Source organism: Microbacterium sp. NRRL B-14842 (assembly GCF_050470785.1).
In genome coordinates, this window is the sequence record NZ_JBFLUM010000061.1 from 1 (window position 1) to 12,824 (window position 12,824).

At 72.4% G+C, this 12,824-nt stretch carries 13 protein-coding genes and 8 pseudogenes; 5 read left to right on the top strand and 16 right to left on the bottom strand.

Annotated elements, in window-relative coordinates:
• The first annotated feature begins 141 nt into the window (after positions 1-141).
• Positions 142-1,352: pseudogene (locus AB1285_RS23830) on the top strand (THUMP-like domain-containing protein).
• On the opposite strand, the gene AB1285_RS23835 reads toward AB1285_RS23830, so the two are convergent.
• The 16 genes and pseudogenes from AB1285_RS23835 to AB1285_RS23910 form a co-directional block, all read right to left on the bottom strand.
• Entirely contained in the window at positions 1,307-1,609 is a 303-nt protein-coding gene (locus AB1285_RS23835; RefSeq protein ID WP_429977974.1) for a hypothetical protein, read from the bottom strand. The pseudogene AB1285_RS23830 and the gene AB1285_RS23835 overlap by 46 nt on opposite strands.
• 117 nt (positions 1,610-1,726) lie before the next feature.
• Entirely contained in the window at positions 1,727-2,248 is a 522-nt protein-coding gene (locus AB1285_RS23840) for a hypothetical protein (protein WP_429977975.1), read from the bottom strand.
• Positions 2,249-2,530: 282 nt separating this feature from the next.
• Complete coding sequence (locus tag AB1285_RS23845; protein WP_429977976.1) at positions 2,531-2,995, bottom strand: hypothetical protein; 465 nt, start codon at positions 2,993-2,995, stop codon at positions 2,531-2,533.
• The gene (locus AB1285_RS23850) at positions 2,925-3,593 is read right to left on the bottom strand and encodes a hypothetical protein (protein ID WP_429977977.1); all 669 of its coding nucleotides are present in this window, start codon (positions 3,591-3,593) and stop codon (positions 2,925-2,927) included. Before AB1285_RS23850 ends, AB1285_RS23845 begins: the two co-directional genes overlap by 71 nt.
• A gap of 11 nt (positions 3,594-3,604) precedes the next feature.
• On the bottom strand, positions 3,605-3,748 hold the full coding sequence (locus AB1285_RS23855; RefSeq protein ID WP_429977978.1) for a hypothetical protein: 144 nt from the start codon (positions 3,746-3,748) through the stop codon (positions 3,605-3,607).
• A gap of 336 nt (positions 3,749-4,084) precedes the next feature.
• Positions 4,085-4,207: a hypothetical protein gene (locus AB1285_RS23860; protein WP_429977980.1), complete on the bottom strand. Its 123-nt coding sequence runs from the start codon at positions 4,205-4,207 to the stop codon at positions 4,085-4,087.
• Complete coding sequence (locus AB1285_RS23865) at positions 4,185-5,174, bottom strand: tRNA (adenosine(37)-N6)-threonylcarbamoyltransferase complex transferase subunit TsaD (protein ID WP_429977982.1); 990 nt, start codon at positions 5,172-5,174, stop codon at positions 4,185-4,187. Before AB1285_RS23865 ends, AB1285_RS23860 begins: the two co-directional genes overlap by 23 nt.
• Positions 5,171-5,658, bottom strand: a pseudogene (gene rimI / locus AB1285_RS23870) (ribosomal protein S18-alanine N-acetyltransferase). The gene AB1285_RS23865 and the pseudogene rimI overlap by 4 nt, the downstream one beginning before the upstream one ends.
• Before the next feature lie 137 nt (positions 5,659-5,795).
• Positions 5,796-6,275: a tRNA (adenosine(37)-N6)-threonylcarbamoyltransferase complex dimerization subunit type 1 TsaB gene (gene tsaB, locus AB1285_RS23875; RefSeq protein ID WP_429977984.1), complete on the bottom strand. Its 480-nt coding sequence runs from the start codon at positions 6,273-6,275 to the stop codon at positions 5,796-5,798.
• Positions 6,276-6,333: 58 nt separating this feature from the next.
• The gene (locus tag AB1285_RS23880; protein WP_187663415.1) at positions 6,334-6,705 is read right to left on the bottom strand and encodes a flagellar assembly protein FliW; all 372 of its coding nucleotides are present in this window, start codon (positions 6,703-6,705) and stop codon (positions 6,334-6,336) included.
• The gene (locus AB1285_RS23885; RefSeq protein WP_429977986.1) at positions 6,702-7,091 is read right to left on the bottom strand and encodes a hypothetical protein; all 390 of its coding nucleotides are present in this window, start codon (positions 7,089-7,091) and stop codon (positions 6,702-6,704) included. Before AB1285_RS23885 ends, AB1285_RS23880 begins: the two co-directional genes overlap by 4 nt.
• A gap of 270 nt (positions 7,092-7,361) precedes the next feature.
• Positions 7,362-7,502, bottom strand: a pseudogene (locus AB1285_RS23890) (flagellar hook-associated protein 3); the annotation flags it as partial.
• A gap of 179 nt (positions 7,503-7,681) precedes the next feature.
• Positions 7,682-7,828, bottom strand: a pseudogene (locus tag AB1285_RS23895) (flagellar hook-associated protein FlgK); the annotation flags it as partial.
• The gene (locus tag AB1285_RS23900) at positions 7,825-8,286 is read right to left on the bottom strand and encodes a FlgK family flagellar hook-associated protein (protein WP_429977988.1); all 462 of its coding nucleotides are present in this window, start codon (positions 8,284-8,286) and stop codon (positions 7,825-7,827) included. The pseudogene AB1285_RS23895 and the gene AB1285_RS23900, both read right to left, overlap by 4 nt.
• Before the next feature lie 100 nt (positions 8,287-8,386).
• Positions 8,387-8,776: pseudogene (locus AB1285_RS23905) on the bottom strand (FlgK family flagellar hook-associated protein); the annotation flags it as partial.
• 4 nt (positions 8,777-8,780) lie between these two features.
• Positions 8,781-9,206 carry a flagellar basal body protein gene (locus AB1285_RS23910; RefSeq protein WP_429977987.1) on the bottom strand — a complete coding sequence of 142 codons (426 nt, stop codon included), beginning with the start codon at positions 9,204-9,206 and terminating at the stop codon, positions 8,781-8,783.
• A 512-nt stretch (positions 9,207-9,718) separates the two neighbouring features.
• Here AB1285_RS23910 and AB1285_RS23915 point away from each other — a divergent pair.
• From AB1285_RS23915 to fliD, 4 genes and pseudogenes are all read left to right on the top strand, one after another.
• Positions 9,719-10,318, top strand: a pseudogene (locus tag AB1285_RS23915) (sigma-70 family RNA polymerase sigma factor); the annotation flags it as partial.
• Positions 10,319-10,602: 284 nt separating this feature from the next.
• A pseudogene (locus AB1285_RS23920) lies at positions 10,603-11,437 on the top strand (flagellin).
• Between the two features lie 151 nt (positions 11,438-11,588).
• Positions 11,589-11,996 (top strand): annotated as a pseudogene (locus AB1285_RS23925) (flagellar cap protein FliD N-terminal domain-containing protein); the annotation flags it as partial.
• Positions 11,997-12,225: 229 nt separating this feature from the next.
• On the top strand, positions 12,226-12,824 hold a 599-nt coding region (fliD, locus tag AB1285_RS23930), incomplete at its 3' end, for a flagellar filament capping protein FliD (RefSeq protein ID WP_429977990.1).

A 12,824-nucleotide genomic window follows, 5' to 3' on the forward strand; every position in this document is an offset into this window, starting at 1 on the left:
CTTCTTTCTTGACGCTGACACGAAAGACTCGTTCGCACTCTCAACCCGAGAGTGCTAATGCCAGTGTAGGCGGTCGGCTGGCACTCATGCAATGCGAGTGCCAACCCGGGTCACACGTCACGCGGGTCCTAGGCTGGGAGGGTGGAGATGTCCGAGCTGCGCGCCCTGCTGACCCCCGCCGGCCTCGAGCTGCTCGACGCGCTCCGGCCGGTCACCTCCACCGCCGAGGCGGCCGCAGGCCGTCTCCCGACTGCGTGCTGCGGGACACTCCGCCGACCTCGTCTCCGCCGTCGTCGGGCAGGCGCACCTGCGCGCCAGGGCCGCGGCGAAGTTCGGCCCCTTCGCCGCCCGCATGCTGTTCACCCGCGCGGGCCTCGAGCAGGCCACCCGCCTCGGCGTGGCCGCCCGCCACGCCCAGCGGATCCGCCGAGCCGGCCTCACGAGCGTCGCGGACCTCGGCTGCGGGATCGGCGGCGACGCCCTCGCGTTCGCCGGCGCGGGGACTGGCGGTGCACGCGGTGGACGCCGACGAGGTGACCGCGGCCCTCGCCGCCTACAACCTCGCCCCCGTTCGGCGACGACGCCACCGTCCGGCACGCCACGGCGGAGGACGCGCTCGGAGAGCCGGTCCCCGGCCAGGCGATCTGGATGGATCCCGCCCGCCGCACCTCCGGACACAGCGAGACCCGGCGCGTCTCCGCCGACGACTACTCGCCGTCCCTCGACTGGGCGTTCGCCGTCGCCGCGCAGCGCCCCCACCGGGATCAAGCTCGGCCCCGCCCACGACCGCGACGCCCTGCCCGCGGACGCGGAGACGCAGTGGGTGAGCGCCGACGGCAGCGTCGTGGAGCTCGTCGTCTGGTCCAGGGAGCTGGCCAGGGAAGGGGTCCGGCGCTCGGCCCTGGTGATCCGCGGCGAGCGCTCGCACGAGCTCACCGGCCCTGCCGATGCCGAGGACGCTCCGGTCCGACCGCTCGGGGCCTTCCCTCCACGAGCCGGACGGCGCCGTCATCCGGGCGCGCCTCATCGGCGACGTCGCCCGCAGCCTCGATGCGGGGATGCTCGACCCGCGCATCGCCTACCTCACCTCCGATGCCGCGCTGACGAGCCCGTTCGTGCAGTCCTTCCGCGTCCGGGGAGACGCTGCCGATCACGCCGAAGACGATCAACGCGGCCCTGAAGACGCACGGCATCGGCCGCATCGAGATCAAGAAGCGCGGGTCGACGTCGACCCCGCGGCCTTCCGGCGCAAGCTGACCCTGCGCGGCGACGCCGAGGCGACCCTGATCCTCGCCCGCTTCGGCGATCAGCGACGCGCGATCCTCGCCGACCGGGTGCCCGCCGCGGACTGAGAGCGATCAGTCGTCCGGGTCGCGGCCAGGATGTCGACGCGGATCGGATCCCCCGGCGGCCCGGTGGTCACGAGATACGACTCGCCCGTCGCCTCGTCGACCACGGCCGGGCCCGAGGTCACCGTGAGGTACGGCATCTGCCAGCGGGTGAAGGCCACCTCGACCACGGACGCCGACAGCAGCTCTCCCGTCTCCTGATCCACGTCGAGGAGCTGCACGCGCAGCCCGGACTGGAGCGCCTCGTCGAGGTGGCGCACTGCCGCGAACCGTCGGCGTCGACGATCAGGCAGCGCTGGGCGGGGCCGGTCGTCGTACGGCGGTCGCCCAGCCACACCGGCTGCTCGCGGAACGAGCCGAGGAGGGTGAGGTTGAGGTCATAGCCGTCGCGGATGAGTTCCTTCACCCTCGGGCGCTGCTCCTCCCCGAAACTGGGCGAAGAGCGTGGAGCTTCCGCCCCACCGCTGGATGCTCACCATCGGCTCGTCCGCGGTGGAGAACAGCATCACCGCCGTCACGCTGTCGGTGGAGAACGAGTCCTCGTCGTCACCGGCATCGGAGGCCGCCACGGGGAGCGCGGCGTACAGGCCCGGCCCCAGCTCCTCCTCCGCTGCCAGACAGGTGGATTGGGAGTCCTCACCCACGTCGAGGATCAGGCACCGGGTGGCCCCGTCATCCTGCGTGGCGAACCAGGCGAGGGCGCCCTCCGCCTCCGCCACCGGACGCACGGAGCCGGGGTCGTAGTCCTCCCCGGCGAGTTCGATCCGTCGCTGCTCCTGCGTCTCGGTCAAGGGGAACGCCTCCGACCGCGGGGCGAACAGCGCCCACCCCGCCCCGACGCCGATCGCCAGGAGGGCCGCTGCCGCCACGAGCACCGGCACGACTCCGCGCGCCCGCATCGGCGCGCCCGTCTCGACGGGTGCGGGTGGTGCTCCGGCCGCGGCGAGCGGCGATGCGTCGGGAAGCCGGCGGCGGATCGGACTCCCGACCCTCGTCTTCCGCCACCGGGAGCGCCTCGGAGGCTGTCGTCGGCCGTTCCTCCGCCGGAAGCTCCTGCCGTCGATGCTCCTCCTGGAGCTCGCGCAGGCGCCGGGGCACCGGCGGCGTCGAGTCCGCCGTCCCGACCATAGGCCGCGCGCTCCAGTGCTCGGCGCTCCTCCGCCGCAGCGGAGCCCTGGCGGTCAGTCTCCTCCCGCACCGACGTCGCTCCCCTCTCGGATGATCACGAACGACCCGAAACCGGAGGTCGGCAGCTCGTAGGTCGTCATTCCGCCGGTCTCCGCGTCGGTCACCTGCAACCGCAGCCGACCGTCGTGCTCCTGCAGCGTCTCCGTCGTCTCACAGGCCCGCGGCGCGTCGGCCGTCGCCCCGTCGTAGATGAGGCACTGCCGACCCGTCTCCCTTTCGGAGGCCGTCCAGATCGGGACGTCGCGGTCGTACCCGGCGACCCAGATCGAGTTCGGGTCGAAGCCGTCATCGGCCAGGCGCTCGGCGGTCCGTGTCTCCGCCTCGTTCGCGTAGGTGGGGCCGCCCTCGCCGGAGCCGTACTCCGAGACGTCGACGCTCACCGCCGGTTCACCGTCGGGCGTGAGGAGCAGATGGGCCATGACCTGGCGCGTGTACTCGTCGTCGCGCTGGGTCGTCACCTCGCCCCAGAGGCGTCCTCCTGCACCGCTTCCCGCTGGTTGCAGCTCGGCGTCGTGCTCTCCCTGCGCCCAGGACCAGGCAGATGCTCGCACCCCCGTTCTGCGTCGCCACCCAGATGACCGCGTCGTCCTCCGTCGCGAGCGCGCGCACCGAGCCCGGGTCGAATCGTCCGGACGCGACGAGATCGGACTGCCATCCCTGCTGCTCGGCGCTGAGGGAGACCGCCGTGCCGCCGCTCCGGCCGAACGCCAGCCATCCGACGCCGACCCCGAGGAGGAGCACGACGACCGCGCCGAGCGCGAGCATGCCGAGGGAACGGCGCCGCCGCCTCTGAGCCGGAACGTCGCTCTGAGCGGTGACGATGTCCGCGGACTCCTCGTCCGGCTCCACGGGCGCGTCGTCTCCGGCCGACGGCTCGTCGTCGTCCTCTGCAGCGGCGAAGGAGCCGAGGGACGGCGGAGGTACCGGCGACGGGCTTCGCCGGGCGGCGTCGAGCTGTCGCAGGCGCGCGGCCTCCGCGTCCGTGAGGCCTCCGCCCGGGCCGAAAGCCTTGCGCTGCAGGGCCCTGCGCTCCTCGACGTCGTCGTCGTCCGTCATGGCCAGCCCGCCTAGCCGAGTCTCTCGAACTGCATCCCCGCCCAGACCAGCCATCCCAGGCTGTACACGGTCGCGCACAGGCCGAGCACGAGGGCCCAGCGCGCGATCGCCCGGTTCTCCACGGGGCGCCGGAGGGACATGATGGCGGCGATCACCGCGACGATCGCGACCGGGATCCCCCACCCGACGAAGAACGACGCGCCGAGGGCGACGATCGCCGCCAGCAGCGCCCACGGGGCCAGGCGGGGTGTCGTCGACGACGGCGGGCTCGACCGCCGGCTCCCAGCCCTCGTCCTCTCCGTGGTCGAGGTCGGGCCCGGTCACGACGACGGGCTCGATGCCGACCGGACCGGTCGGCAGCTTCGTGTAGCCCTCGCGCGGGGCTCCGGGAAGGCGCGCCGTCCCGGCCGGGCGTTCGACCTGCCCGCTCGCGCGCTCGACCCGCGCACGGGGCGTGGCCCCGTCCGACTCCGGCTCCTGCGCGAGCCCGGTCACGCCGGCACCGCCTCCGCGACCTGGATCTCGGTGACCGGCAGGGTCGAGTCGGCGCCGAAGCCGAGGGTCGATGCGGGGCGCCCGGACGCGATGAGCTCAGCGGCCAGCGCCGCGATCATGGCGCCGTTGTCCGTGCAGAGCGACAGCGGAGGGATGCGCACTGGTGACGCCGGCCTCGGCGGCCCTGGCGAGGGCGACGTCGCGGAGCCGACGGTTCGCGATCACACCGCCACCCAGGAGCAGCCGCGGCACTCCGAGGTCGGCGCACGCGTTGAGCGCCTTGGTGACCAGGACGTCGACGACGGCCTCCCGGAAACTGGCAGCGACGTCGGCGATCGGGAGGTCCCGGCGTCGGCACCCGCCTCGGCGTTCTCGGCCTCGAAGCGCTCGATCCAGCGGGCGACCGCGGTCTTCAGCCCGGAGAACGAGAAGTCGTAGCGATGCTTCGCGAGGTCGGAGGCGCGGGACAGCCCGCGCGGGAAGCGGATCGCGTCCGGGTTTCCGCCCACCGCGGCCCTGTCGATCTCGGGGGCCGCCGGGGTAGGGCAGGGACAGCAGTCGGGCGACCTTGTCGAAAGCCTCGCCCGCGGCGTCGTCCACGGTCTCGCCGAGCAGCTCCACGTCGGTCGTGAGATCGCGCACGTGGAGCAGGGAGGTGTGGCCGCCGGAGACCAGCAGCGCGATCGTCGGATACTCCAACGGCGCCGAGTCCGGCGTCAGGATGTCGGCCGCGATGTGACCGACGAGGTGATTGACCGCATACAGCGGTTTGTCCAAGGCGACCGCGAGTCCCTTCGCCGCCCCCACACCGACCATGAGCGCTCCCGCGAGGCCCGGACCGCTGGTCACGGCCACCGCATCGAGGTCGGCGAGACGGACGCCGGCCTCGGCGAGCGCGGCGTCGATGGTCGGCTGGAGGGCCTCGAGATGCGCGCGGGCGGCGACCTCCGGCACGACGCCGCCGTACCGGGCGTGCTCGTCCATGCTGGAGGCGATCGTGTTGGACAGCAGCGTACGACCGCGCACGATGCCGATGCCGGTCTCGTCGCAGCTCGTCTCGATGCCGAGCACCAGGGGCTCACTCATGCGGTCGCCTCCTCCGGCGTGTCGGCGGGCGCCGGGTGGCGGCGCAGATCCAGACGCATCACGATCGCGTCCACGTCATCCGGCTGATAGTAGCGGGGGCGCCTGCCGATCTCCTCGAAGCCCTCCGCGCGATACAGTCCTTCGGCCGAGGGTTGTCGGCGCGCACCTCGAGGAACACCTCATGCGCCCCACGGTCGGCGGCCGCCTGCAGCAGCGCACGCAGCAGCGCGCGCCCGCGGCCCTGACCCCGGACCTCGGCGAGGAGGGCGATGGTCTGGATGTCGGCGTCCGCACCGCCCTGCAGCGCCCGGATGCCGCCGTATCCGACGATCGCCCCGCCCCGCTCGTCGACGAGGTAGCGGCCGTGCGGGCTCGCCAGCTCGCTCGCCATGGTGTCCCGGCTCCACGCGTCGGTCGGGAACGAGCGCTGCTCGATGGCCATGATCGCGTCGAGATCGTCCTGCCGCGCGTCCCGGAGGGTCATGCGCCCACCTTCTTCGGAGCACCGGGCAGGGGACACATCCGGGTGCCGCAGGTAGAGCGGCTCGTCCCCCGCGAGGACCCGCCCGGCGGCGAGTGCGCGCGCCCCCACCCTGGCGAGGTCGGCTGCGGACAGCGTCGTCACGTCGACCCGGCGGAGACCGGCGAGATGATCGTCGGCGTCGGCGGCCCCGCACGAGCACCGTGTCGGCGATCGTGCGCGGGATCCCGTCCTCGTCCTGTCCGTCGAACACGGTGACGGCGACCTCGCGGCGGGCGGGCGTCGGTGACGACGGCGAACGGCTCGGTCACCGTGGACTGGATCGTCAGCGCGGCCGCCGTGTGACTCGGGACCGGCACCACCGGGATGCCGCGGCCGAGGGCGAACGCCCGCGCGGTCGCGATGCCGATGCGCAGTCCGGTGAACGGACCGGGGCCCATGCCGGCGACGACGTGCGTGATGCCGTCGGCTCCCCCCTCCCGGAGTACGTCGTGGACGAGGTCGCCGATCACCTCGGCGTGGCCCAGCGGATCGGCGGTACCGGCCTCGGCACGAGACGTCCCGTCTGGGTCGATGAGGGCGACGGCGGTGCCAAGGGACGTGTCGACGGCGAGGATCACGTCTCCAGGGTAGTCGTCACCCCGCCCGTCACGCCCGGCGCCCCGGCACCCGCGCGGGTCAGCCCAGCGGCGCCCGCACCGGGTAGTCCTGGCCTTCGAGGATGACCTGGGTCGCCGCTCCCGTCGCCCGGTTCACGACGACCGGCGCCAGCAGGTTGACGCTGACGCCGTCGGCGCCGGGGTGGGCCACCACGAGCACGAAGGCGTCGTCCGCCGAGGCGAGAGCGAGGTCGGCCACCTGGGCGTCCGTGAGGATCGGCGCGTACTCCGCCAGGACCGTGTTCGGGTCGACGAGGTAGAGCCGCAGGGCGTCGTCCTCGACCGCCCGCATCGCGAAGAGCCCGTCCGCACCGTCGACGGGTGCGAGGGCGAAGTCCACGTGCGGAGCCAGCCCGGGCGGTGGGGCCGTGAAGGTGAGCACGGCGGTCATCGCAGGAAGTCCATCAGCGTCGGCTGCAGCACGCGCGCGTTGACGGCGAGCGCCGAGCGGTAGACGAGCTCCTGCGCCTGCAGGCGGATGAGCACCTCGACCGAGTCGACATCCTCGACCGCGGCGCGGCGGGACTCGAGGGACACGGAATTCTGCACTGCCGCCTCCTTGGCGCGTTCGATCTGAGCCTGTCTGGTGCCGACCGCGCCCTGCACGCCCAGCATCGCCGTGCGGCGGTCGTCGATCTCCCCGAGTCGGGGCCCCACGTTGGTGCCGGAGCGGAGATCGGCGACGATGCGGTCGACGAGGGCGAACACCGAGTCGTCTCCGGTGCCGAACACCGCCGCACCGTCCGTGTCGACGCGGACGGCCGCCGCATCGGACACGCGGCGGGTGACCCTCGGAGCCGGCGACACCGCTGTAGGAGTAGTCGGACCCGAAGGCCGCGGTGTCCGACGTGCCGGCGAAGACGGACCGGCCGAGCAGCCGGGTGTTCGCCTGCGCGAGCAGCTCGTCGCGGATGCCCTCCAGTTCCACCGCGAGGGCCTCCTTCGCCGTGGCGTCCAGCGCCCCGTCGTTGGCCCCTTGCGCGGTGAGGTCCGCACCCGCGAGAGCAGGGACGTGCTGGAGGTGATCGCCGTATCGGCGGCAGTCACCCAGGCCAGGCCGTCGTCGATGTTGCGCGCATACTGCTCGGTGCGCCGCTGCTCGGCGTGCAGGGCGAGGGCGGCCGCCGCCGCTGCCGGGTCGTCCGAGGGGGCGGCGAACGCCTTCTGCGACGTGGCCTGCTCCTGCAGACGGGCGAGTTCGAGAGGTTGGACTGCAGCTGGCGCATCGCCGTCTGCGTCATCGTGGTCTGGGTCACGCGAGAGATCATGGAGCTTCTCCGATCAGCGTCCGACGACGCCCGTGCGGTTGATGAGCACGTCGAGGCCTCGTCGACGGCGGTGAGCACGCGGGCCGCCGCCTGGTAGGCGGTCTGGTAGGTGAGCAGGCTGATCGTCTCCTCGTCGCCGTCCACGGCCGCGACGGACTGCTGCGCACCGACGGCGCCGACAGCCGCCGCATCCGACACCTTCGCGCGTTGCACGTCGGCCGCGGTGGCGACGCCGAAGCGGGTCACCTGATCGGTCCACAGTGCGTCGGAGAGGTCGCGCGCTGCCCGATCTGGGAGATGAGGTCGGCGTTGGTCGCGTCCTTGGCTCCGGCCCCGGGGGCGGCGAGGGCGAGGTCGGCCGCCGTGCTGACGGCCACCTGCATCCCGAGCGCGGCGGAGCCGGTGGCCGGGAGGGTGAAGAAGTCGCCGCCCGGCTGTCCGGACGCCGTGACGCCGGCGCGGTGCTGGGCGTTGAGCGACTCCGCGAGCGCCGTGGCGACGCGGTCGTATGTCGCGGCGAGCTGCGCCAGCATCCCGCCGTCGGCGGCCGGGGCGAGCACCGCGAGGGAGCCGCCCAGCTCTCCCCCGTCGACGACGAGGGGAAGATCCGGCACCGACTCCCAGGCGACCCCGACGCGCGGAGCGCCGTCGATCGTCGCCGAGCCGGTCAGCGCGATGTGACGGGCGTCGCCGCCGGAGACCAGGGCGTTGCCGCCGAGGCGGACCGTGAGCGTGCCGTCCGTCTCCCACGGTGGCCGTCGCGCCGGCGAGCCGGGCCACGTCCTCCGCGAGCAGGTTGCGGCGGTCGGTGAGCTCGTTGGCCGATCGCCCCGAGGCCAGCGCCTCCCGGATCTCGCTGTTCAGCACCGCGATCTGGTCGGCGGCGGCGTTGACCTGACTGACGGTGCGCTCGGCGGTCCCGCGGGCGGCCGTCCACTGCGCGGCGACCGTGCGGTAGCCGCCGGAGATATGGGCGGCGAGCTCCTTCGCCGACTCCAGGATGCTCGCGGCCGCCGCACCCGAATCCGGGGTGTTGGCGAGGTCCTGCCAGCCCGCCCAGAAGCTGGTCAGCCGGTTGGCGAGGCCCTTGTCGGTCGGCTCCGCGAGGGCCGACTCGGCAGTCGTCGCTGCCAGCGCGCGGGTGGCCCAGTAGCCGGAAGCGCCGAGGGTGTCGCGGACCCGGGCGTCGAGCAGCGCGTCACCGAGGCGGGGACACCCCGTCGATCGAGACGCCGTGTCCGGGGAGCGCGCCCATGCTGAAGCGGCCCGTCTGCGCGACGGCGGCGATCGAGGAGGTCTCGACGCGCTGCCGCGTGTACCCCTCGGTCTTCTGGTTGGCGATGTTCTGCCCGACCACGTCCATGCCCCGCCGTGCGGCGGCGAGGCCGCTGGCGGCGGTGGTCAGTCCACTGAAGGTCGACATGAATCCCTCTCGGTCACATCTCGGTGTCGATGATGCGGGCGGCGTCCTCGCGGGCGCGGTCGCCGCGGGTGGTGTATTCGCCGCTCTCCTGCCGAGAGCGGCGATGGTCTCCTGCGTGGCGCGGAGCACTCCGCTGAGCTGCTCCGCGGCGGCGTCGCGCATCTGCTCGACCTCCGCTGTCAGCTTCACCAGCGCACGCATGTGGTCGGTGAAGACATCGCCCCAGGCTCCGTCCGGAGCGTGCTCGATGAGCTGACCGATCGTCGCGTCCTGAGGAGCCCCCCACTCCTCGGCGACACCGGCGACCTCGACGGCCCTGGCCAGGCTCGCCGCGCGGGAGGCGGTCGAGCACCTGATCGATCTCCCTGGCCGCGAACTGGATCCAGTGCGACCGGCCGGCGGCGAGCAGCAGCTGCTGCTCGTCGAGCTTGAAAAGCAGCATCTCGAGCAGCTCGCGCTCGCGCCAGAGCTGCATCGATAGTTCGTTGGCTCCCATGATCCCCTTTGTCCCCAGCGATCCCCCGCCCCACGCGGGTGCGATCGGCCCGCCTGTTAACGGTTCATAAATCTCTATCGGCCGCCGCGCCCCTAAGGTACTATGTGCATTGGCGGCGGTTAGTGCTCCCCATGGACATATCTCGGACCTTGTGATATGGCCATCTATCCCTCGCCATGAGCTTCCGGAGTGCATCCAGAGAGGTGGATCATCCCCCATGTCGTCGCGCGCTGAGCGCAACCGCCTCGTCGAGGCCAACCTCCCCCTGGTCGGCTACCTCGCTGCAGACACCCATGCTCGGGCTACCCATATCCCCCGCGAAGAGCTCGCCGCCGTCGGCGCGCTCGCCCTCGTGACCGCCGCCGACGCGTACGACCCCCGCGCTCGGCGTCCCCTTCGCGCCTACGCCCGTCGACGCATCCTCGGCGCGTTCGCCGACGAGATGCGCGCCATGGACTGGGCGTCCCGCGGCATCCGCAAGCGCATCAAGGAGACGGTCGCCGTCCGCGAGACCCTCACCGCCGCGTTCGGCCGCACGGCGACCGCCACCGAGATCGCCACCGCCATGGGCTCCCCCAAGGAGGTGGTCGTCGAGGCCCTCGCGGACGCCGCACGCACCGTCGCCCCGCTGGACGACCCCGCCACGCGCGATCTCGTCGCCGACATCCCGCTGCCGGAGGAGTCGGCGATGGTCGGCGAACGGCGTGAGGTGCTCGAACACGCCATCGGCGCCCTCCCCGAGCGCATGCGGCGCATCATCATGGCCGTCTACATCGAGGAGCGGCCCGTGAAGGAGATCGCCGAGGAGCTGTGCGTGACCCACTCGGCCGTCTCGCAGCAGCGGTCGGAGGCCGTGCGCCTGCTCCGCGACGCCCTCGACCGCTACTTCGCGGAGGGCGGCACCGAGACCACGACCACCACCCGCGTCTCGCCTGCCGCACGCGACGCCTATTTCGGCCGCATCGCCGAGGCCGCCGGCGTCCGGATCGCGACGTCTTCCGCGCCGCCGCCCCCGCCTAACGCGTCCGCATCCTCCGCCGATAGGTCAGGGCAGGAGACCACGGATGGTCTCCCGTACAACACATCACGGAGGAAACCCTCATGGGTATGCAGATCAACACCAACGTGGGCGCGCTCAACGCCTACCGCAACCTGTCCAACACGCAGAACGACCTGTCGAAGTCGCTCGAGAAGCTCTCGAGCGGTCTGCGCATCAACCGCGCAGCGGACGACGCCGCCGGCCTCGCGATCTCCGAGGGCCTGCGTTCGCAGGTCAACGGCCTGAACGTCGCGGCTCGCAACGCCCAGGACGGCATCTCGGTCATCCAGACCGCAGAAGGCGCCCTGACCGAGGTGCACTCCATCCTGCAGCGCGGTGCGCGACCTGACCAACCAGGGCGCGAACGACTCGAACAACGCGAAGTCGCGCGAGGCCATCCAGACCGAGATCTCCGCCCTGGGCGACGAGCTCACCCGGATCGCGTCGAGCACGAACTTTCAACGGCATCAAGCTGCTCTCGGGCGGCGCGACGCTGACGTTCCAGGTGGGTTGCGGGTGCGGTCGCCGCCGAGGACCAGATCTCGGTGGGCCTGACCAACTTCGCCACGCTCGGCGCCGACATCAAGACGCTCGCGGCCGGCATGACGGACGCGGCGACGTACGGCGCGGCTCTGGCGGGCATCGACACGCAGATCCAGGCGGTCTCGACCGCACGTGCCGGCTACGGTGCGCTGCAGAACCGCTTCGAGTCGACCATCAACAGCCTCAACGTGTCGGCCGAGAACCTCGCCGCCGCCGAGAGCCGCATCCGCGACACCGACATGGCGTCCGAGATGGTCAAGTTCACGTCCGCGAACATCCTGTCGCAGGCGGGGAACGGCCATGCTGGCCCAGGCCAACCAGGCCAACCAGGGCGTGCTCCAGCTGCTGCGCTGACCCGCGCCGCCGCACGGAATCACTCCGGGGGTCCGGGTGACGGCTTCGGCCGTCACCCGGGCCCCGCCGCACACAGAAGGGAAGCCGCATGTCGCTCTCGCTCGACGGCCTCGTGTCGGGGCTGAAGACCACCGAGGTCATCAAGGCGCTGATGGACGTGCACGCCATCCCCCGCACGCTGCTCAAGGCCAAGATCGACGACAAGAACGTCGTCATGACACAGCTGCGCACCCTCAACACCGCCGTGCAGAACCTCGCCGCCGCCGCCGAGAAGGCCGCAGCGCCTGGCGGTCTCGACCGCTTCACCGGCACCTCGTCGTCGGAATCGGTGAAGGTCGCCCTGCGCACCGGCGCCGCGCCCGTGTCGACCGACATCGTCGTCGACCGCGTCGCCCAGGCGCACACCGTCGTCTCCGCCGCCGCTTCCCGCTGGCCCGCGGACCCGCCCGTGCTGACCCTCGAGGACGCCACGGGGAAGCGCGTGCAGGTGCAGGCCGACTCCACCTCGATGCAGGACATCGCCCAGGCCATCAACGACGCCGACACGGGCGTCCTCGCCACCGCCGTCCCCGCCGGCAAGGACGCCGACGGCACCCCCGTCTACCGCCTGCAGCTCCGGGCCGAGGAGTCCGGCGAGGCGGGACGCTTCCGCGTCTACGCGGGAGACCTCGCCGCCGTCACCGCCGGCACCGCCACGGACGTGTCCACGGAGCCCGGGGCCGCCGTCATCGCCACGGGCACGGGACGCGCAGCTGCGCCTCTGGGCCGGCACCGCGGCCGAACAGGTCATCACCTCGTCCGGCAACACCTTCACCGATCTCTTCGAGGGCGTCGACGTCACGGTCTCCACCGTCTCGACGTCCCCCGTCACCGTGACCGTCGCCGTCGACAGCGAGGCCAGGGCCAAGGCCTCCGGCGAGTTCATCGCCCTCCTCACCGACATCTTCACCCGCATCGACAACGGCTCGAAGGCCACCGTCGCCGCGGGACAGGGCGAGAAGACGACGCTCGGCGTCTTCACCGGCGACAGCACCATCCGCGGCCTGCGGACCGCCCTCGCCGACGCCATCCAGCACCCGGTGGACGGGGTCTCCCCCTCCACGGTCGGCATCTCGACCGACATGTACGGCAAGCTCACCTTCGACGAGGAGAAGTTCTCCGAGGCGCTGGCGAAGGACCCCGCGGCCGTCGGCGCTCTCTTCTCTGCGGTCGCGGGCGCGTGTGGAGCAGACGGCGACGTCCTACTCGGACAAGTACGACGGGCTGCTCACCTCGCGGATCACGGGCCAGGAGAGCGAGGTCAAGAGCCTCGGCGAACAGATGGAGCGCTGGGACGTGCGCCTCGCGCAGCGCAAGGCCTCGCTGGAGCGCACCTACGCCCGCCTCG